Origin of the sequence: Labrenzia sp. R5_0 (assembly GCF_017743835.1) — a bacterium.
Lineage (GTDB): Bacteria > Pseudomonadota > Alphaproteobacteria > Rhizobiales > Stappiaceae > Roseibium > Roseibium algicola.
On the sequence record NZ_JAGHRK010000013.1, the window covers coordinates 13045 to 32914 of the forward strand.

Sequence of the window (19870 nt, forward strand, 5' to 3'; positions counted from 1 at the left end):
ATCAGCCTCTAATCAGGCGACAACCGTTTCGTCTCCTTCAAAGGTGTTTCATGACCGATCTCCCAATTCTTGGTGCTGCGCTGACAGTCGACGCGCTGGAAACCCATCGCAAACTGATGCTGGACAAACCGCGGGATCTGGAACTTCAGGACTTCTGGCCGGCCGAAGTGCTGAACGGCGACTGGAAACCGATCGTCGAGAAGGCCAGAAAACTGCTGGACGGCCATCAGGGCCGTGTCGGCATTCACGGCCCCTTCTTCGGCTTCACCGTCGACAGCATGGATGTCGACGTCCGCGAGATCGTGCGCAAGCGCCTGTTGCAAGGACTGGAAGTCTGCGAGGCTCTGGGCGGCACCCACATGGTCGTGCACAGCCCCTATACGACCTGGGACTTCAACAACCTCGACAATTATGAAAATGCCCGGCAGCGCAAGATAGAGCTCTGTCACCTGACCATGAGCGACGCGGTCAAGCGTGCAGAAGATATCGGCTGCGAACTCGTCATCGAGAACATCGAGGACAAGGACCCTTATGCCCGGATAGAGCTTGCCGAGAGCTTCGGTTCACAGGCGGTGAAAGTCTCTATCGATACCGGACACGCTCACTATGCTCATGGCACGACTGGCGCCCCGCCGGTCGATTACTACGTCAGGGCCGCCGGCAATCGTCTGCGCCATATCCACCTGCAGGACGCGGATGGATACGCCGACCGCCACTGGACGCTTGGGCAGGGCACGATCAACTGGCACTCCGTGTTCGGCGCGCTTTCCAAACTCGAGAGTGATCCGCGCCTGATCATTGAACTGCGCGACCATTCCGGCCTGCCGGCGTCAATTGCCAACATGGCGGCACTTGGACTGGCGCAGTAACCACCAGGATGGCACTGCGAGGCGGCGCATATCCGTGCGCCGTCATTGCGGACAAGTGCTTCGCAGGGCACACGCCGAGCCGCAATGACGCCCAGGCGAAAGCCTGAGCGTCTGATTTTTTGGCCTCAGCCCATCGCCCAGGGGCCGTGGTAGCCGCCGCCGTCCTTGTCGGTGCGTTCAAAGCCATGCGCACCGAAGAAGTCGCGCTGGCCCTGAAGCATGTTTGCGGTGGAACGCCCTGTGCGCATGATGTCGAAATAGGACAGCGCCGCCGAAAGGGCCGGTACCGGCAAACCATGCAGCGCGGACTGGGCAACGACCTGGCGAAGCATCGCTTCGGTTTCCTTCAGCTTTGCCGAGAAGAACGGCGCCAGCATCAGGTTGCGTTCGGCGTCGTCGGACAGTGCGGACGACATGTCGTTCAGCATGGACGAGCGAATGATGCAGCCGTTACGCCAGATCTTGGCGATTTCCGGCAGGGGCATTGCCCAGCCATATTGTTTGGCCGCTTCCAGGATCAGACCGAAGCCTTGCGCATAACAGATGATCTTGCCGGCAACGAGAGCTGCTTCCAGCGCATCGATCGTCACAGCTTCGCGGTCCATGCCGCTCGGAGCCGCGCCAAATTCGGCTTCGCCTTCCTTGCGCTCCTCATACCGCGCGGACATGTTGCGCACGGCAACGGCCGCCTCGATGGCGCTTGCCGGGGTGCCCAGCATCAACGCCTCGATGGCCGTCCAGCGGCCGGTGCCTTTCTGGCCGGCCTTGTCCAGGATGATGTCGAGCATCGGTTTGCCGGTGTCCGGATCCGCCGTCTTGGCAACCTTGCCGGAAATCTCGATCAGGTAGGACTGCAGGATGCCGCCATTCCACTTCTCGAAGACATCCCCGATCTCTGAAGCCGACATGCCGAAACCGTCGCGCATGACGCCGTAGACTTCGGCAATCATCTGCATGTCGGCATATTCGATGCCGTTGTGGACGGTCTTGACCAGATGACCCGCGCCCGCTTCACCCAGAAAGGCCGCGCAGGGCGTTTCTTCGTGTTTGGCGGAAATCGCTTCCAGAATATGGCCGACCTGATCCCAGGCGTCCTTCGCACCGCCACCCATGATGGACGGACCGAAGCGCGCGCCTTCCTCGCCACCGGAAACACCGATCCCCATGAAGCGAGGGCCTTTTTCGGCAGCTTCCGCCGCGCGGCGGTTCGTGTCGTGGTAATTGGCATTGCCCGCATCGATGATGAGATCGCCTGCATCGAGCAGCGGCCGTAGAGCCTCGATCTGTGCATCGACCGCTTCACCGGCCGGAACCATCAGGATGACCGCGCGCGGGGTCTTGATGGATGCAACGAAGTCTTCCAGCGTCTTGGTCGGAACCAGTTTCGGCGCGAGTTCCCCGGCCTTCGCCATGAATTGGTCGGTCTTCTCCGTGGTCCGGTTGAACACCGCGATCTGAAAGCCATGTTCGGCAATATTGAGCGCAAGGTTGCCACCCATGGTACCGAGACCGATCAGGCCGATTTCCGCGGCCGCGCCGTTTGAGCTCATGAACATGCCTTTCATAAATCGATTAATGTCTGGTGGGGCGGTGATAGCCGACAAGCTGCCCAACGGCAATGTCTGGTTGGGGCAAGACCGTGTAAAATCCGATCAGCCGAAAGCACTTGCCAGATGATCCACCAGCAGGCGAACGCGCTTGGGGATGAACCGTCGTGACGGCAGGACCGCAAAGAGCGGCAACTCCGGCAGATCGACCGGACACGCAGCCTCGGCCAAGCGTCCATCCGCCAGGAATTCGGCACACATCGATTTCGGCAAGATACCCGCCACACCGCCATTCAGCACCAGGGCCAGCGCAAGCTGCAGGTTCCGCGTCCTGTAAACAGGGGCACCTCCTCCTTGCCCCGCTTCCATCAGCACTTCGGCGGGATCGATCACCCGTCCTGACGTCAACAGCTCGTCGAAAGACGCCTTTTCCAAGAGCTCCGGCCGGGCGACAAGAACAAGGAAACTGGAGGCGATCTTGCGGACGATGACACTTTCCGATGCAACCCGGTTGCCGCGGAGGGCGAAGTCGAACCGCTCGCCAGTCAGATCAACGGGTCGATCGCTGACATGCACTTCGATCCGGACCTCCGGATATCGTAAGTTGAAACTGGCCATCGCCTCTGCCAGAACATCCAGCGGCAGGTCGACCGGGACAGACACACGCACCATCCCCTGCGGCGCCTGTGCCGATTTCAGCTGTTCTCCGGCCTCCTCCAGATCCCGCAAGGCCGGCTGCACTTTTTCCCGGTAGGCCTCGCCTTCCACCGTCAGGCGCACCTGCCTGGTCGTGCGCTGGAACAGGGCAACGCCAAGCTCTTCCTCCAGTGCCTTGATACGAGCTGTAACTGTCGACCTCGGCAGGTCGAGCTGCCGGGCGGCAGCAGCGAAACTGCCAAGACCGGCCACTTCAACAAAGGTTTCCAGATGTGCCAGCGTTGTCATTGCGCGATATTTTCAGCCAGACTGTTTATTTTTATACAGCTACACCGAACAATATCTGCGGTCTACCTACAACGCACCAACAACGGTCCCAAGAGGTATTCCCATGAAACGGCGCAGTTTTCTGAAGTCAGCCGGCACCATGTCGCTGGCTGCTCCGGCAATCTTGACCGGTGTTTCGTCCGCTCCCGCAAGAACCGCAACAGGATCTCCCCGGCTCGACATCACCTGGCTCGGCGGTGCAACGATGCTGATAGAATGCGGGGACCTCACCCTCCTGACCGACCCGGCCTTCGGCGAAGGTGAGCACGCGTTTCGCATGGGTGATCCCAACCAGATGTTCGATCTCGCCACGGGACCCGATGTGGTGACACACGAACGGCTGACCCCGTTTCGCGGTGTCGATCTTTCCAGGGTGGATCAAGTCCTGCTATCCCACCTGCATGAAGATCATTTCGACCAGACGGCGGAAAGCGCAATTGCCCCGGACATGCCGTTCCTTGTTCCCTCTCATGACCGGGAGCGATTGACCGCAAAGGGGTTCACGCAGGTTCAGGTGGCCGACTGGATGAAACCTCACGTGATTACCAGAGGTGACGTCACGCTCTCGCTGACCGCACTACCTGCCGAACACTCGGAAAACCCGGAGATTGCCTCGCTGCTTGGCCCAGGTAATGGCTACTGGCTGGAGATCCGCCAGGGCGACTGGGCAAAGTCGATCTATTGGACCGGTGATACCTTCCCGACGCCAAATGTCCTCGACGCGCTCAAGGGTTTCGGATCGCCGGACGTGCTCATTCCACATCTTGGCGGCGTCGGCACTTCAGGACCCCTCGGGCAGATCAGCATGGGCGCAAATCATGCCGCCGATTTCGTGGATAGGCTCCGGCCTGGCAAGGTACTGCCGATCCATCACTCCACTTACGCGCTTTATCTTGAACCCGTCACCAGCCTGCCGACTGCGCTTGCCGGCAAGACGCAAGGACTGGATCTTGTTTCGGAAGGCACCTGCGTAAGTTACGTCTGACCACGAAAACAACGGGGCACCGGCATCTCCAAAGGAGATGCCGGCTGCCGCAAACGCCTCCCATAAACTAAACTTAGCCGGCAAAATTACCCGTAAAAATACCCGCTGCCTGAATAAAACTGTCATGTAGAGCTGATAGGCGATTTTCATCCGCAACCCTTTTGCTGCTCTGTGCAAAGGATCTGTCACATGAAAAAGCTTCTGATCGCAGCCGGCCTCCTGGCCGCGGCATCCGCCTCCGCTTACGCCGACGATGTTACCGGCAAGCTCGTGCTCTACACCTCCCAGCCGAACGCCGACGCCCAGGCAACCGTCGATGCCTTCACCGCGGCCCATCCGGGCGTTGAGGTCGAGTGGGTCCGTGACGGCACCACCAAGATCATGGCGAAGCTGCTGGCCGAATTCGAAGCCGGTGCGCCGAAGCCGGACGTACTGCTGATCGCCGACATGGTGACCATGGAAAGCCTGAAGCAGGAAGGTCGTCTGATGGCGCATGAGGCGGCCGACGTTTCCGCCTACGATCCGGCGATCATGGACAAGGACAAGAGCTACTTCTCCACCAAGCTGATCACCACCGGCATCATGTACAACACCAACGCGCCGATGAAGCCGACGTCCTACAAGGATCTCCTGAAGCCGGAAGCAAAGGACAAGCTGGCAATGCCGTCGCCGCTGACCTCCGGCGCCGCGACCATCCACATGACTGCGCTGACCTCCAACCCGGAGCTTGGCTGGGCCTACTACGAAGGCCTCGCAGACCAGGGCGCCAACCCGCAGGGCGGCAATGGCGGCGTCTACAAGGCGATTGCCGGTGGCGAGAAACTCTACGGCTTCGTCGTCGACTTCCTGCCGATCCGCGAAAAGGTAAAAGGCGCACCGGTTGAGTTCGTCTTCCCGGAAGAAGGCGTCTCCGCCGTCACCGAGCCGGTTGCGATCCTCTCCACTGCCCAGAACCCGGATGCCGCCAAGGCATTTGTCGACTTCCTGATTTCCGAAGACGGTCAGAAGCTTGCCGCATCCCAGGGCTATCTGCCGGCGCACCCGGGCGTCCCGGCTCCGGAGGGCTTCCCCGCTCGCGACCAGATCAAGCTCATGGATTTCGATCCGGCCAAGGCCCTGGAACAGGACCAGGCTGACAAGATGAAATTCTCCGAGATCTTCGGCGGGTAAGGCCAACGCCTCCTTTCGACAACGGGCAGCGTGGCGGAAGCCTCGCTGCTTTTTACCGTTCCCCCGTCAATCCGGACAAATGCAGCGTTGCTCATGCTGATCCGGAATCCAGACATCAGCATGAGCAAAGCGAATTCTGTTCCGTTTGGAATTTGGCCGCGCCTCCGGCGCGAAACATGTCTGGATTCCGGATCATCGCTCGGCTACGCCTCACTTGTCCGGAATGACTGCGAGAAGCAACGGCAAATCCCTGTGCAGCTATCGAAGCTTTCCGAAAAGACCTCCCTCCTCGCGCTTGTTCTCGGTGCAACGCTGATCTGCGGCCTGCCGCTGCTGCTCTTGTTCAAGACCGGGCTGACGGATGATGGCGGTCTCGACCTGGGCCCGTTGATGGAAGCCGTGCAGAGCCGGTCGGTCCGAAGCGCGCTGTGGCATTCCGTTGAGAGCAGTTTCTTGTCGGCACTGGCAGCAACCGCACTCGGCACCCTGCTCGCACTCCTGATCGGCCTCACCGATATTCGCGCCAAGGGCCTGCTGGTCTTCCTGATCCTGCTGCCGATGATGATCCCGCCGCATGTAACGGCTATTGCCTGGATACAGGCGCTCGGCCCGGGCAGTCCGGTGTTGCGCTGGCTTGGGCTGGCTCCGGAACTCGGCTCCACCCACCCTCTCTACTCCCGTGAAGGCCTCGTCCTGCTGCTGACCCTGCAGCACAGCCCGCTGGTGTTCCTGCTGGTCCGTGCCGCGTTGAGATCGTTTCCGCGCGAACTCTCAGACGCGGCCCGCGTTTCCGGCTCCGGAAGCTTCTTGATGTTGCGCAGGATCACCTTGCCGTTGCTCGCGCCATCCCTGCTGGCCGGTTTTGCGCTCGCCTTCGTTGCCGCACTTGGCAATTTCGGCATCAATGCCCTGATCGGCATTCCGGCACGCTACACCACCTTGCCCGTTCTGGTCTGGCGAAGGCTGGCAAGCTTCGGTCCGGATGTCCTGCCAAACGTGGCGGTAATTTCGGTTATCCTGGCCGTTGTCGCCCTTGCGGCGATCCTGCTGCAAGGTGTGCTGCAGCGGCGCCTGCGCACCAGCCTCATCGGTCTGCCGCAAGACCCTCTGGCGATCTCTCTTGGCCGCAAGCGTCCCTTTGTGGAAGCCACTCTCTGGCTGTTCGTCGCCTTCGTGCTGCTGCTGCCGGCAAGCTCGTTGCTGGCGACCTCGCTGGTTCGCACTTACGGCCTGCCGCTGTCTGCAGAAACCCTGACACTCGAAAACTTCACCGAGGTGCTCTGGCGCCAGTCCGTCACGCTCAGGGCCTTCGCCAACTCAACTCTCGTTGCCGGGGTTGCCGCACTTGTCATTGCTGTCATCAGCCTGTTCCTGGCCTATTTCCTCGCCCATCGGAAGTCGGCTCACAGAACCTGGGCGAACCTTGCGCTCACACAGTCGGAAATCGCCTTTGCCGTGCCCGGCCTGGTGATGTCGATCGCCTTCATCCTGGCGTTCATCCGCCCCCTGCCGCTTTTGAACATCTCGCTCTACGGCACCCTCTGGATAATCCTGATTGCCTATGTCTCCGTTTTCCTGGCAGTGGGCCTGAAACCAGTTGCCGCCGCCTTCCTGCAAATGGATGGTTCATTGGAAGATGCGGCTCGGGTGGCTGGCGCCGGGTTCTACCGGCGCATGACAAGGATCTTCACCCCGCTCGCAGCTCCCGCGGCTGCCTCCGGTGCAATTCTGGTGTTCCTGACCGCTTACAACGAGGTCACGGTCTCCGCCCTGCTCTGGTCGACCGGCAACGAGACCATCGGCACGACAATCTTCAACTACGAAGACGGCGGCTACACTACGCTTGCCGCCGCCATGTCGGTTGTGGTCGTCGCCGCAACGATTTTGATCATGCTGACAATGAATGCACTGGCCCGCAGGGTTCCAGCCGGGACGATCCCCTGGAAGGATTGAGGGATAGTCGAAGCTCTTGTCATCCCGGGTCTGCACTGCGCTTTACGCAGGATGACAACAAGGAAAAAACTCACTCCGGCAACACCCATCCGCGCAGGATATCGAGCTGCAGGAGTTCGCCAGGTTCCGCCTTTCGGTGAAGCACCATGAGAAGCGGTTGCGAAAGGCCTTCGAGACGGACGAAGACTTCCCAATAGCCACCCCGGTAGATCGTACGTTCGACCGTTGCCTCGAAGCCGGAAATGCCCGTTGCGAGCACCAGATGTTGCGGCCTGAGCAACAACGTTGCTGGGCCCGAAACTGTTTGGTCAGGGCATTCGACGACCGCGATAACATTGCCGAACCGCACTTGCGCCTCGCCGTTTTCAACTCGCAGCACATCCACCGGAACGAGGGTGCTGCGGCCGATGAAACCGGCAACCTTCTTCGAATTCGGACGGCGGTAAAGCGTGTCGGGATCGTCCGCCTGCAGGATGCTGCCATCCCACATCACCGCCACCTTGTCGGCAAGGGCCATCGCCTCGCGCTGGTCGTGGGTAATGAAAAGCGTCGTCGCGCCGCTCGCCCTGTGGAATGCCGCCAGCTCTTCTTCCATCGTGCTGCGCAAATGCGGATCGAGATTGGCGAGAGGCTCGTCCATCAGGACGGTGCGCGCGCCCTGCGCCAGGCACCGCGCCAGAGCCACCCGTTGGCGCTGACCGCCGGAAAGTTCGGCCGGCTTGCGCTGCCGGAACGGTGTCAGGGCCACCGTTTCCAGGCACTCCGCCACACGGGCCGCCACCGCGCTCCGCGTTTCACCCGCCGTCTCCAGCGGAAAGGCGACATTGGCGGCAACATTCATGTGCGGCCACAGCGCATAGGACTGAAACACCACTCCCACCTGGCGCTGCTCGGGCGGCAGGTGCAGGCCCTTGCCGGCAACGGCCTGCCCACTGAGTTTGATCTCTCCCGCATCGACCGGCTCCAACCCGGCAATGGCGCGCAACAAGGTCGACTTGCCGCAACCGGACGGGCCGAGCACCACGAAAAACGTGCCGTCCTCAATCGAAAGGGACACGCTGTTCAGCGCCTTATGGGCATCGAAGGACTTGGAAACGGAAGCAAGCTGGATGGACATGCCTCCCGTTAGCCTTCTCCCATGACAGATTGATTACAACTGCTGCAAACGCCCCTCATCGGCCCCGCAAACGCAGCAGCAAGTCGACTTCCTCTTCCAGCGCGCGGCCATAGGCCCTGGCCGCCGGGGCGTTGGAATGCATCAGTGTTTCGTGGCGGAACAGGCAATAGGCTGCAAGGCACCAGTGATAGGCGCCGCGCTCCTTCAGAAAATGCTCGACCGTCTCCTGGTCAGGGTAGCGCGTCAGGAACATTTCCTCCGCATGGGCGACAAGCGGATGAAGGCCATAGAGCGTTGCAAGACCGGGCGAGACGAAACAGGCGATATCCTCGACCGGGTCACCAAGCCCGGCGAACTGCCAATCGATCAGCCGGGCACCATCGCCGGTTGCCTGGATCGTGCCGAGACAGAAACTGCGATGAACGAGCGAACGCTTGATCTCGCGTCTTTTGACGGCGCCATCGGCCGGACGCGACCGCTTCAGGTTCGCCGCCTTGCGGCTATGCGGAATGAGCGCCAGCATGGCATCGCCCCGCGCCAACACCTCGTGATATCCGGCCGGAACGGTCTGGTGTCCCGGTACAGGTTCGCTCAAGGCAGCAAACCGACCGATCAGCTCGGCGGCTTCTCCGACATCGATCTCGTTGTCGACCGGGGTCGGATAGCCATAGATCAACAGCGGTGTTTTCGCCGGACTGTAGGTGAAAGCTTCAAGCTCCGGCGACAGGCCATGGCGGGCTAGAACGGCAAGGGCGTCCGCCTCCTGCCTCGGCAAGGTCGGATACAAAGGGTTGTCTTCGTTTTCGGGGAAGAATTCCTTAACGACAAAGCTTCTGCCCGGCGTGTCCAGCCGCCAAAACCGGGCGGTATAGGCGACCGGCAACGGCCGTAGCCGCGCAACTGACCAGTCCTTCACCGGCAGGAGCGTTTTCAGAAAAGCCAGCAGTTCCGAATCCGACAGCAACACGCGCACCAGGGGTCCCCACGAAAAGTCTCCTTGTTCTGATCGCTTTGAAGTCCCTTTCCGTCAAGCCCCCCGATGGGCGAGATCACGGCTGGATCGAGGACACGGTGCCGGATGTCGGAGTTGAAGCACTGGCCGTCGTTCTGAGACTGCCCGCTGAAAGTGCCCTCTCAAGTAACGTCTGATGAAATGGCGCAGACCGGGCCGCGCCCAAGCCTTTCCAGGGCATCAGGTCCGGCTTTCAGGAATAGTGGCGGACGACATGACGCATGACATCGAAACGGCCTCGCTTGCCGAGACGGCTCCCGCACGGCGCGGACGGCGGCGCAGGGGCGGCGAGAAGACCGGTCCGGATCTCTTTCCGCAAAAACCCTTCAAGCAGCCGCAGCATATCTTCAAGCCATTGGAAGCCGTTTCCGCTGACGAACTTGAAGCGATCCATGACGCATCCATGCGCGTTCTGGAAGAGATCGGCATCGACTTCCTGCACGAGGAAGCAAAGCAGATCCTGAAGGATGCCGGGGCCGACATCAAGCCGGGTGAAGACCGTGTACGCATGGACCGGGCGATGGTGGAAGAGCTTGTCGCCAAGGCCCCGGCCGAATTCACGATCCGTGCGCGCAACCGGGCGCATGATCTGCAGGTGGGCGGCAATGCCCTTGCCTTTTCCTGTGTGGCCAGCGCGCCCAATGCCGTCGACCGCGACCACGGCCGTCGCCCGGGCAACCAGGAGGACTATCGCAACTTCCTGAAACTGTCGCAGTTCTTCAACATCATTCACTGCGTCATGGGCTACCCGGTCGAACCGGTCGATATCCACGCTTCCGTGCGCCATCTCGACTGCGTTGCAGACATGCTCCGGCTCACCGACAAGGTCTATCACATCTATTCGCTCGGAAAGGAGCGTAACCTCGATGGACTGGAACTGACCCGGATCGGCTACGGCCTTACCCCGGAAGAATTCGTCGAAACGCCGTGCGTGGCAACGGTCATCAACACGTCTTCGCCGCTGAGGCTCGACACGCCAATGCTGCAAGGCCTGATCGAAATGGCCAAGGCCGGACAGGTTTCCATCGTCACACCTTTCACTCTTGCCGGTGCCATGGCTCCGGTCACCGTTGCCGGCGCGCTGACCCTGCAGAACGCGGAAGCCCTTGCCGGGATCGCCTTCGCCCAGCTTGTCCGCCCGGGTGTGCCGGTGGTTTATGGCGGCTTCACGTCCAACGTCGACATGAAATCCGGCGCGCCAGCCTTCGGCACGCCGGAATACATGAAGGCAGCAATCGTCGGTGGCCAGCTCGCCCGGCGCTATCATCTTCCCTACAGGTCGTCAGGCGTTTGCGCGGCCAACACGGTCGACTATCAGGCAGCGCTGGAAACGACGTTGTCGGAATGGGGCGCGATCAACGGCGGGGCCCATATCATCAAGCATGCCGCCGGTTGGCTGGAAGGCGGATTGAGCGCCGGGTTCGAGAAATTCATCACCGACATCGATCTGCTCCAGAAGATCGCCGAATACCTGACGCCGCTTGATGTGTCAGAGGCAGCCCTTGCCGTCGATGCGATCCGCGAGGTCGGACCGGCGGGCCACTTCTTCGGCACCCAGCACACCCAGGACCGTTACAAGGACGCTTTCTACGCGCCCATCGTTTCCGACTGGCGCAATTACGAAAGCTGGTCGGAAGCAGGCAGCCCGACCGCCTACGACAAGGCGAACATGCTCTACAAGAAGGCTCTGGAAGCCTATGAGCAGCCCCCGCTTGATCCGGCCATCGACGAGGAAATCACCGCCTTTGTCGAGAGGCGAAAGGCCGAGGGCGGCGCCCCGACCGACTTCTGATCATTTCACGTTTAACGTTCGAACACGGCCTGCCGCGCAAGAGCAGGCGCTTCCGGAGCAGATTGCATGAATACCCACACTCAGGTTGTTGTCATTGGCGGTGGCGTTGTCGGCTGCAGCGTTCTGTATCACCTGACCAAGCTCGGCTGGAAAGACGTCACGCTGATCGAGCGCGACGAACTGACATCCGGCTCCTCCTGGCACGCAGCGGGCGGCTTCCACACCCTGAACGGTGATCCGAACGTAGCCCAGCTGCAAAGTTACACCGTCGACCTCTACAAGGAACTGGAAGAAATTTCCGGCCAGTCCTGCAGCCTGCACCTGACCGGCGGCGTCATGCTGGCCGATACGCCCGAGCGAATGGATTTCCTGCGTCTTGCCCAGGCCAAGGGGCGCTATCTCGGCATGGACCTGGAGCTGATCTCGGTCTCCGAAGCCAAGAAGATGTTCCCGCTTCTGGACGAGAAACACTTCATCGGCGCGCTCTGGGACCCGATTGAAGGCCATCTCGACCCCTCCGGCACCACCCATGCCTATGCCAAGGCGGCCCGCGTCAACGGCGCGACAGTCCTGCGCCACACCAAGGTGGAAGAACTGGTTCAAACGCCCGACGGCACCTGGGATGTCATCACCAACAAGGGCACGATCCACGCTGAACACGTGGTCAACGCGGGTGGCCTGTGGGCACGCGAATGCGGACGCATGGTCGGCATCGAACTGCCGGTGCTCGCCATGGAGCACATGTACCTCCTGACCGATGAAATGGAGGAAGTGACCTCACACAACGAGGCCACTGGCAAGGAACTGATCGGCGTTCTGGATTTCGGCGGTGAGATCTACACCCGTCAGGAAGGCAAGGGCGTGCTGCTCGGCACCTACGAGCAGAACTGCCGCCCCTGGAGCCCGCGCCAGACCCCCTGGGATTTCGGCCACGAACTGCTGGCGCCGGATCTCGACCGGATCGCGCCGGAGCTGGAAGTCGGCTTCGAGCATTTCCCCGCCCTGCAGAATGCCGGCATCAAGCAGATCATCAACGGGCCTTTCACCTTCGCGCCGGATGGCAACCCGCTGGTCGGCCCGGTTCGCGGTCTTCGGAACTACTGGGTTGCCTGCGGCGTCATGGCCGGGTTCAGCCAGGGCGGCGGTGTCGGCCTGACGCTCGCCAACTGGATGATCAACGGCGATCCCGGCTACGACATCTGGGGCATGGATGTTGCCCGCTACGGCACCTGGGCAACGCTCTCCTATACCAATGCCAAGGTTCAGGAAAATTACCGCCGCCGGTTCCGGATCCGTTTCCCCAACGAGGAACTTCCGGCCGCCCGCCCGCAGCAGACAACCCCGCTTTACGACCGCATGCTGGCGCAAGGCGCCGTCATGGGCGACAGCTGGGGCCTGGAAACACCGCTCTGGTTCGCTCCGGAAGGCGTGGAAGCCAGGGACATCGTTTCCTACCACCGCTCCAACGATTTTGAGCACATCGGCGCCGAGTGCCGGGCTGTGCGCGAGAGCGTGGGCGTGACGGAGACGGCGAACTTCGCCAAATACGAGATCACAGGGCCCGGCGCGGAAAGCTTCCTGTCGCTATTGATGACCAACACAATGCCGAAGGTCGGCCGCATCATCCTGACGCCGATGCTGAACGAGAACGGCAAACTGATCGGCGATTTCACCATCGCCCGGGCCAGCGACCAGAAGTTCTACATGTGGGGCTCGTCTCAGGCCGAGATCTATCACATGCGCTGGTTCGAGAAGCACCTGCCAGAGGACGGCTCGGTGACGATCCGCGCAATCAACCTCGGCTGGGTTGGCCTCTCCATCGCCGGTCCCAATTCGCGCAAGGTTCTGGAGAAGATCACCGGAGACGATGTCTCGGGCGAGGCCTTCCGGTTCATGGACTTCCGCGAAATGGACGTTGCCAACGCTCCCTGCAAGGTCAACCGCATCACCTACACGGGCGACCTTGGCTACGAGATCTGGATGGCGCCGGAGTACCAGCGTCAGGTCTATGATGCGCTGATGAAGGCCGGAGCCGAGTTCAACATCGTCAACTTCGGCATGCGCGCCCTGCTCTGCCTGCGACTGGAAAAGAACTTCGGCACCTGGTTCCGCGAGTTCCGCCCGATCTACGGCGCATTCGAAGCAGATCTTGGCCGGTTCGTGAAGCTGTCCAAGGACACCTTCATCGGCAAGGAGGCGGCTCAGAAAGAATTCGATGAAGGACCGAAGCGCCTGCGTGTCAGCTTCGTGGCCGACGCGTCGGACGCCGACGTCATGGGCGATGAGCCCGTGTGGCACGACGGCAAGGTGATCGGTTGGGTGACCTCCGGCGGCTACGCCCACTACCTGCGGAAATCCCTCGCACAAGGGTATATTCCCTCGGAACTGGCAACGAACACGCAGGAAGGCGCCTTCGAGATCGAAATCCTCGGCGAGCGCCGCAAGGCCACCATCATCAGCGAACCGCTGTTCGACCCGAAAGCCGAACGCATGCGCATGTGAATGCATCCGGTCGTCGGACCAACACCCCGACGACCGCCTCCCCCGCCTGAACTCCACCTCCCCCTATCCTCCCGGGCTCCCCTCAACCTCATCCTGAGGAGGCGCAAAGCGCCGTCTCGAAGGATGGGCAGCATACTCAGGAACAAGCGGCCATCCTTCGAGACGGGCCTCCGGCCCTCCTCAGGATGAGGGGTTGGTGTAGGGAACGATTAGGATTTACCGGAGGTGGGGTCGGCACGAAAAGGCAGGGAAGACGAGGACAGTTGAGCGGACAAGAGCGTCCCAGCACTGAGGATACCTGCCGAGTTCCGAAGAGCGCAGAGCGCAGAGCGACAGATCGATTCAGAGACCTGCGCAGTCACTCCATCCGGAACACCCCGATTCTTCGCCTTTGCTGAACTCCGCTTTCCGCTCCCCTCATCCCGAACTTCTCCCCCCTCATCCTGAGGAGGTGCGAAGCGCCGTCTCGAAGGATGGGCGACAAACGCCAACACAAGTGGCCCATCCTTAGAGACGGGCTTTCAGCCCTCCTCCGGATGAGGAGTTTGGTGGCGACTGGCAGATAATAATGCGACCTAAGCAAACCGATGGCAGACGCCAGTCGGCTTATCAGAACACGCCTGCAGACCGGTTCTCGGACTTTACTTCAACCGGATGATCTTCGGGCCGAGGGCGCGCACGTAATCGCTTTGATCGGCAAAAACCATCACGTTGGTCTCGGTCACTTCGGTCTGCTTCAGTTCCAGCGGCGTCTTGCCGTCCGGATTGACGATTACCTTGCGGGTCGGTGGCAGGCCGCGGAACACCAGCACACCGGCTTCCTTGGTCACGATGGCACCATAAGGTTCGTCGTGGACAATGCGCGTCGTGCCGCTTTCGGCCTGCGCTGCGGCTCCAAGGGCGATGCTCATGCCGGCTGCGGCCAGCAGGGTTTTGCAGATGGAATTCATGACACGTCTCGCTGTTAACGCTTCATTTACCATGAATCGTAACCGCTCGTTAACTTTTGCGCCAGAGGTCCTGCGGGTTTGTCCCGTGAAACGGAAATTATGGTTAACGCGACAGACTGACTTCAGACCGAGACGCCGTGGCTGAGGTCCTTGAAGCTTTCGGCAACATGCTTGGCGAACGCATGAGTGGCTTTGCCCGCATGGGCCCGCTCGGCCATGAGAATGTGATAGTCGCCGATTTCCGGCAGGCCATGCCGTTCGTCCAGGGCCATCAGGGGCGCCTCGACCACACTCGCCGGAAAGGGAGCCACGGCAAGGTCCGCCAGAAGTGCGGCTTCCTGGCCGGCACTGTGAAAGCTGGTGTAGGAAACGCGGTAAGGCTTCTGGGCATCGTCCAGCGCAACCCGCGCAGCTCTGCGCCAGGGGCACCCGGGCGTGGAAACGGCAAGCGGCAACGGATCGCGCTCATAGGCGATACCACCTTCCAGTCCTACCCAGACCAGCGGCTCGGTGAAGACGATTGTGCCTCCCCGCGCCAGTGCGGTACCTGGACGGGCGGTAAAGAGCGCAAGGTCCAGCTCCCCCTTCTTCACTTTCTCGTCCAGCATCGGACTGCCATCGAGATGCACGTCCACATTCACACCAGGATGAGAGCGTGCAAAGCGTGAAAGAATGTTGGGCAGGAACCTGGTGCCGAAATCGGACGGCGCTCCGAAGCGGACTTCGCCTTCCACTTCAGGAGACAGGAACAGCGAAACAGCTTCCTCGTTCAGCATCAGGATACGCCGCGCATATCCAAGCAAAGCTTCGCCTTCCGTAGTCATACGTACGGTGCGCCCTTCCCGGGCGAACACCGAAACCCCGAGGATCGATTCAAGTTTTTTGATCTGCATTGAAACTGCTGACGGCGTTCGCCCAACAAGCTCGGAAGCTTTTGAAAAACTTGAGGTTTCCGCGATCACCAAAAAGGTCCTGTAAAGATCCAGATCGATCAGCGGCATGCCGGTGCCGGGCAACTTTTGCATGGTCCAGATTTCCCGGAAGTTCAGTTCAATTTTTTTGAACGAATAGATAAATACTATTCGATTGATTGAACTGCAAGTTCTGCCCATATAGCAGGCAAGCGGCCTCGCGTTTAAGCAGTGGACCGCACTTTCTTGTAACAATCGAATACGCTCAGGATTGGCAACGCCATGACCTATCTTGCACAAGCCCTCGGCACCAACCTCATGAGTGTCGTCAGCGGACACACCACGGCAGAGCTGGCTCGTATGAACCAGGCCCTGCGCCAGCGCGAAGCTCAGAAGTCCAAGAAACGCTGATCTGACGATCTGGATAACTGCCGATTGCCGGCGTGAAGCCGGCAATCTGACAATTTTCCAGAGGGTGCGAAACCAGCGTCAGGCCAGCACGGGATACCCGCGCTCTGCCGCCTCGGCTTCCATCTTCAAGATGACCGCGTAATCGTCGGAAGACAGTTTCGAAAAGCCGTGAATGCCAAGGCGTTCACGGCTTTGTTGCGTTTCAGGCGCTGAAAGCACCTCGGCAACGGCATCGCTAATAAGTGCGTGTTCCGCATCGCTGAAACGGCGGGAAGTGATCAGCGGCAACCCGGGCGCAGATGCTGTGCGGCCAAGCGGCCGAACTTGCGCCGCCAGCTCCGGTATTTCCCGGCAGACCAGTGCCCAGCAGACTGAATCAATGGATGCGATGTCGGCCTTGCCCTCCGCAACGGCCTTCAACGACGCCAGGTGGCTCCCGCTCACAATGACGTCTGAAAAGAAAGCGCCCTCAGTATCAAGCTGCGCCACCGCATGACGGAAAGTATTCATGCCTGACTGGCTGTCCGATCCGTTGAAAACCGCCCGGTGACCGCGCAGGCCCTCCAGGTTTTGGTGGGAGCTGTCACGCTTGACGATCAGCTGACTGCAATATCTTGGGCCATCGCACCCTTCGGCCTCGTAGTGAGGCGCCCCCACGAGCCGGACCTTGTCCGCAAGTGCATGGGTCAGGGGGTATCCGCAGGTTTGCGACAAGAGGAGATCCGGGTCCGTCCAGGCCTCCACCAGATCTTGCCCATCCTGCCATGGCCGGATATCGCCTTCACTCAGTCCCAGAACGCGGCAAAGCGCGCCCTGGAGCGCGCTTTCAAGATCCCGCGTGGCATGACGTACCTCCGGCCAGTCGTACATCGGCAGCCGGACAGCTAGAAAAGATCCACCGGTCAAGACACCGCCTTTTCCGCGGCAGGAAATCCGCTGGTCTCATTGTATTTGATCGGGTGCACAACGGGCTCCTTCACCTTGAAAAAATAGTGCCTGGCCAACTGGAAATAGCTCGCAAAGACATAGCCGCCGTTCCGCTCCTGCCATTCCGAGCGGGCAGCGCGGTAGATCTTCGGAAGATGATACCAGGGTGCACGCGGATTGGCGTGATGAACGACATGGAGATTATTGTTCAGAAACAGAAGCGAGAACACCGGGCAGAACTCGACGATGATCGACCGCGCTTCCGCATGTTCATGCGCACGGTGTTCCGCATAGGTGCGCAGCATCAACAGGCTCATGCCCGGATAGGCGACGCCGAGAACATACAGCCAGAACGGCATGCCGCTGACCAGAGTGACAAACAGGACAAGCGGCACCACACCGGCAACATGATGTGCCCAGGCGCGCATGACGACCTTGTCCCCCGCAAGCATCATCCGGATTTCGGCTCCCACGAAACCGACCATCGATACCATCGGCCCGATCAGCAGCCGACCCAATAGCGTGTTGTTGATCGTCAGGATCATTTGTATCGGACGAGGAAGGCTCTGCCAGTCCGCCCAGGCCAGATAGTAGCTTTCCGGATCGTCATAGGGATCCGTCAGCCGGTCGTTGTTATGATGGCGCAGGTGAAGAGACTTGAAGCGGCGATACGGCACGCACAGGCCGAACGAGCAGTAGACCAGGGCTTCGTTGAGTGCGGGACTGCGCGTGGGGTGACCATGAAGTACCTCGTGTTGCAGTGAGGATTGCAGTGTCACCAGGATCGCTGCCAGGGGGCAGACCACGAAAGGTCCAAGCTCGGAATAGAACCCTATCAACAAAAACCAAGCCGACGAGGTGACCAGAATCAGGGCCAATGTCGGCCACTCGCAGAATTTCGCGCGCGGCAAGGAAGTCTCCAAATGTTTGAAAAATCGGCGTAAACCGACATGAACTGGTTTGACTATGCGCGCAGGCCATCTTCAGGACAATTTGAGACTTGAGAACAAATTCCACGATATTTAGCAAAATCAGCATCATGGTTTTATTTGTAAACAGATGATGATTTTTAGCTGCATCTGCAGCCTTTCCGACAAACGATATGACTGGATCGGAACATCAAGTGGCGGTTTTGCCGCTAGACAAAAAAGGGGCTGTCCTCTGTTCTGGGCGAAACGCCGGAAGGAAGGACAGCCATGCCAACATCAAACGAAACGCCGAACCGTCATGACGTGATTATCATCGGTGCCGGCATCATCGGTTGCGCCATCGCATTGTCCATGACACGCAATGGCTACAAGACACTGAATGTCGACGCCCTGCCGGCAGCCGGCTATGGCTCCACCTCCAGTTCCGCGGCGGTGATCCGCACCTATTATTCCACGCGCGACGGCACGGCGATGGCCCTTGAAGGCTATCACGACTGGAAGAACTGGCAGGCCTATCTGGAAACGGAAGACGCCGGGGAACTGGCGCATTTCATCGAGACCGGCACCCTGGTGATGAAGACCGCATCCGACAACTACCAGAAGCATGTTCTGGAACATGCCGACGCCCTCGGCATTCCTTATGAACACTGGTCGGCCGACCGCATCACACAGGAACTCCCAGGCTACAACCTGGACTGTTTCGCCCCGGCGAAAACCATGGATGACGACGACTTCGGCATGCCGACCGGTGGCGCGCTTCAGGGCGGCGTCTTCTTCCCGGCAGGTGGCTACGTCGACGATCCGCAAATCGCCGCCCGCAACCTGAAGGATGCGGCAGCCAGGCTTGGGGCGCAGTTCCGCTTCAAGACCAGGATCGTCAAGATTCCGGTAGAGAACAACCGTGTCACCGGTGTTCTCACTGAAAACGGCGAACATATCCCGGCACCTATCGTCATCAATGTCGCTGGCCCGCATTCCGGCAAGGTGAACGCGCTCCTGGAAGGCGAAACCGGACTGAAGATCGGCCACCGCCCGCTGCGCCAGGAAGTGGTTCAGATCGCCCCGCCCCAAAGTCTGAATTATTCCCGCGAAGGTCTGGTCGTTTCAGACAACGACATCTCCGTCTACGTCAAGCCCGGTGGCGGCGGCCAGTTGATGATCGGCAGCCAGAACCCTGCCTGCGACCCGCATCTTGTGGAAGATCCCGACGATTTCGCGATGGACCTCACCGACCGCGGTCTCACCTATGCCTACCGCTACTCTCAACGAGTACCCGAGCTGGGCGTTTCCCAACACCCTGTGGGGGTTGCAGCGCTCTATGATGCGACGGACGACTGGCTCCCGATTTACGACCGCACCAATGTCGATGGCTACTACCTGGCCATCGGAACCAGCGGCAATCAGTTCAAGAACGCAACCGTTGCCGGGCGCCTGATGACGGATCTGATCGGTTACTGCGAAGCTGGCAATGACCATGACGCCACGCCATTGCAATTCAAGCTGGAGCATGTCCCCCACACGCTCAACACGGCCACGTTCTCCCGCAAGCGCAAGCTGACGAAGGAAAGCTCGTTTTCGGTGCTCGGGTAATATCACTCAAGCTTCTGTTCTTCTGAGCCGAAATCGTAGGAGCGATCCCCAACCCTCCCCCTCATCCTGAGGAGCACACGAAAGTGCGCGTCTCGAAGGATGGGCCACTTGCTCCTGCGTGTGCTGCCCATCCTTCGAGACAGGCCTTCGGCCCTCCTCAGGATGAGGGGGAGGTTGGGGCTAGGGCTGGGTTGGGGCTGAGTCTGGGTCTACGGCTGCGG

Annotated in this window: 16 protein-coding genes; 8 read left to right on the forward strand and 8 right to left on the reverse strand. The window is 60.3% G+C overall.

What is annotated here, in order from left to right; translation table 11 throughout:
* Window positions 1-50 precede the first annotated feature (50 nt).
* Window positions 51-869 (forward strand): sugar phosphate isomerase/epimerase family protein, encoded by an 819-nt coding sequence (locus J7447_RS30585; RefSeq protein WP_152509593.1) that lies wholly within the window; start codon window positions 51-53, stop codon window positions 867-869.
* Between the two features lie 125 nt (window positions 870-994).
* Here J7447_RS30585 and gndA read toward each other — a convergent pair whose 3' ends face one another.
* Together gndA and J7447_RS30595 are read right to left on the reverse strand one after the other, a co-directional pair.
* Window positions 995-2419, reverse strand: a complete 1425-nt coding sequence (gene gndA / locus J7447_RS30590; protein ID WP_208997645.1) for an NADP-dependent phosphogluconate dehydrogenase — start codon at window positions 2417-2419, stop codon at window positions 995-997.
* A gap of 102 nt (window positions 2420-2521) precedes the next feature.
* Window positions 2522-3361, reverse strand: coding sequence for a LysR family transcriptional regulator (locus tag J7447_RS30595; protein WP_209171753.1), 840 nt, complete (start codon window positions 3359-3361; stop codon window positions 2522-2524).
* A gap of 103 nt (window positions 3362-3464) precedes the next feature.
* Between J7447_RS30595 and J7447_RS30600 the strand changes: the two genes are divergently transcribed.
* The 3 genes from J7447_RS30600 to J7447_RS30610 all read left to right on the forward strand — a co-directional run bounded on the left by J7447_RS30600 (window position 3465) and on the right by J7447_RS30610 (window position 7508).
* Complete coding sequence (locus J7447_RS30600; RefSeq protein WP_209171754.1) at window positions 3465-4385, forward strand: MBL fold metallo-hydrolase; 921 nt, start codon at window positions 3465-3467, stop codon at window positions 4383-4385.
* A 189-nt stretch (window positions 4386-4574) separates the two neighbouring features.
* Complete coding sequence (locus J7447_RS30605) at window positions 4575-5555, forward strand: ABC transporter substrate-binding protein (RefSeq protein WP_023003371.1); 981 nt, start codon at window positions 4575-4577, stop codon at window positions 5553-5555.
* Window positions 5556-5807: 252 nt separating this feature from the next.
* A complete protein-coding gene (locus J7447_RS30610) occupies window positions 5808-7508 on the forward strand; it encodes an iron ABC transporter permease (protein ID WP_353653828.1) in 1701 nt (566 codons plus the stop codon).
* A gap of 70 nt (window positions 7509-7578) precedes the next feature.
* Here J7447_RS30610 and J7447_RS30615 read toward each other — a convergent pair whose 3' ends face one another.
* Window positions 7579-8625, reverse strand: a complete 1047-nt coding sequence (locus J7447_RS30615) for an ABC transporter ATP-binding protein (protein ID WP_209171756.1) — start codon at window positions 8623-8625, stop codon at window positions 7579-7581.
* A 55-nt stretch (window positions 8626-8680) separates the two neighbouring features.
* Window positions 8681-9598, reverse strand: a complete 918-nt coding sequence (locus J7447_RS30620; RefSeq protein ID WP_055661233.1) for a phosphotransferase — start codon at window positions 9596-9598, stop codon at window positions 8681-8683.
* 253 nt (window positions 9599-9851) lie between these two features.
* Here J7447_RS30620 and J7447_RS30625 point away from each other — a divergent pair, with 253 nt between their 5' ends.
* Both J7447_RS30625 and J7447_RS30630 read left to right on the forward strand, forming a co-directional pair.
* Window positions 9852-11429: a trimethylamine methyltransferase family protein gene (locus J7447_RS30625; RefSeq protein ID WP_209171757.1), complete on the forward strand. Its 1578-nt coding sequence runs from the start codon at window positions 9852-9854 to the stop codon at window positions 11427-11429.
* Window positions 11430-11495: 66 nt separating this feature from the next.
* Entirely contained in the window at window positions 11496-13931 is a 2436-nt protein-coding gene (locus J7447_RS30630; RefSeq protein ID WP_209171758.1) for an FAD-dependent oxidoreductase, read from the forward strand.
* A 641-nt stretch (window positions 13932-14572) separates the two neighbouring features.
* On the opposite strand, the gene J7447_RS30635 is transcribed toward J7447_RS30630, so the two are convergent.
* Both J7447_RS30635 and J7447_RS30640 read right to left on the reverse strand, forming a co-directional pair.
* Window positions 14573-14881, reverse strand: coding sequence for a hypothetical protein (locus J7447_RS30635; RefSeq protein ID WP_062487112.1), 309 nt, complete (start codon window positions 14879-14881; stop codon window positions 14573-14575).
* Window positions 14882-15003: 122 nt separating this feature from the next.
* Window positions 15004-15906 carry a LysR substrate-binding domain-containing protein gene (locus J7447_RS30640; protein ID WP_062487111.1) on the reverse strand — a complete coding sequence of 301 codons (903 nt, stop codon included), beginning with the start codon at window positions 15904-15906 and terminating at the stop codon, window positions 15004-15006.
* 168 nt (window positions 15907-16074) lie between these two features.
* On the opposite strand from J7447_RS30640, the gene J7447_RS31465 reads away from it, so the two are divergent.
* On the forward strand, window positions 16075-16203 hold the full coding sequence (locus J7447_RS31465) for a hypothetical protein (protein ID WP_286189709.1): 129 nt from the start codon (window positions 16075-16077) through the stop codon (window positions 16201-16203).
* A 78-nt stretch (window positions 16204-16281) separates the two neighbouring features.
* On the opposite strand, the gene J7447_RS30645 is transcribed toward J7447_RS31465, so the two are convergent.
* Both J7447_RS30645 and J7447_RS30650 read right to left on the reverse strand, forming a co-directional pair.
* A complete protein-coding gene (locus J7447_RS30645; RefSeq protein WP_209171759.1) occupies window positions 16282-17109 on the reverse strand; it encodes a PhnD/SsuA/transferrin family substrate-binding protein in 828 nt (275 codons plus the stop codon).
* Entirely contained in the window at window positions 17106-18041 is a 936-nt protein-coding gene (locus J7447_RS30650; RefSeq protein ID WP_209171760.1) for a fatty acid desaturase, read from the reverse strand. Before J7447_RS30650 ends, J7447_RS30645 begins: the two co-directional genes overlap by 4 nt.
* Before the next feature lie 285 nt (window positions 18042-18326).
* Here J7447_RS30650 and J7447_RS30655 point away from each other — a divergent pair, with 285 nt between their 5' ends.
* Complete coding sequence (locus J7447_RS30655; RefSeq protein WP_209171761.1) at window positions 18327-19649, forward strand: FAD-dependent oxidoreductase; 1323 nt, start codon at window positions 18327-18329, stop codon at window positions 19647-19649.
* The last annotated feature ends 221 nt before the right edge of the window (window positions 19650-19870 follow it).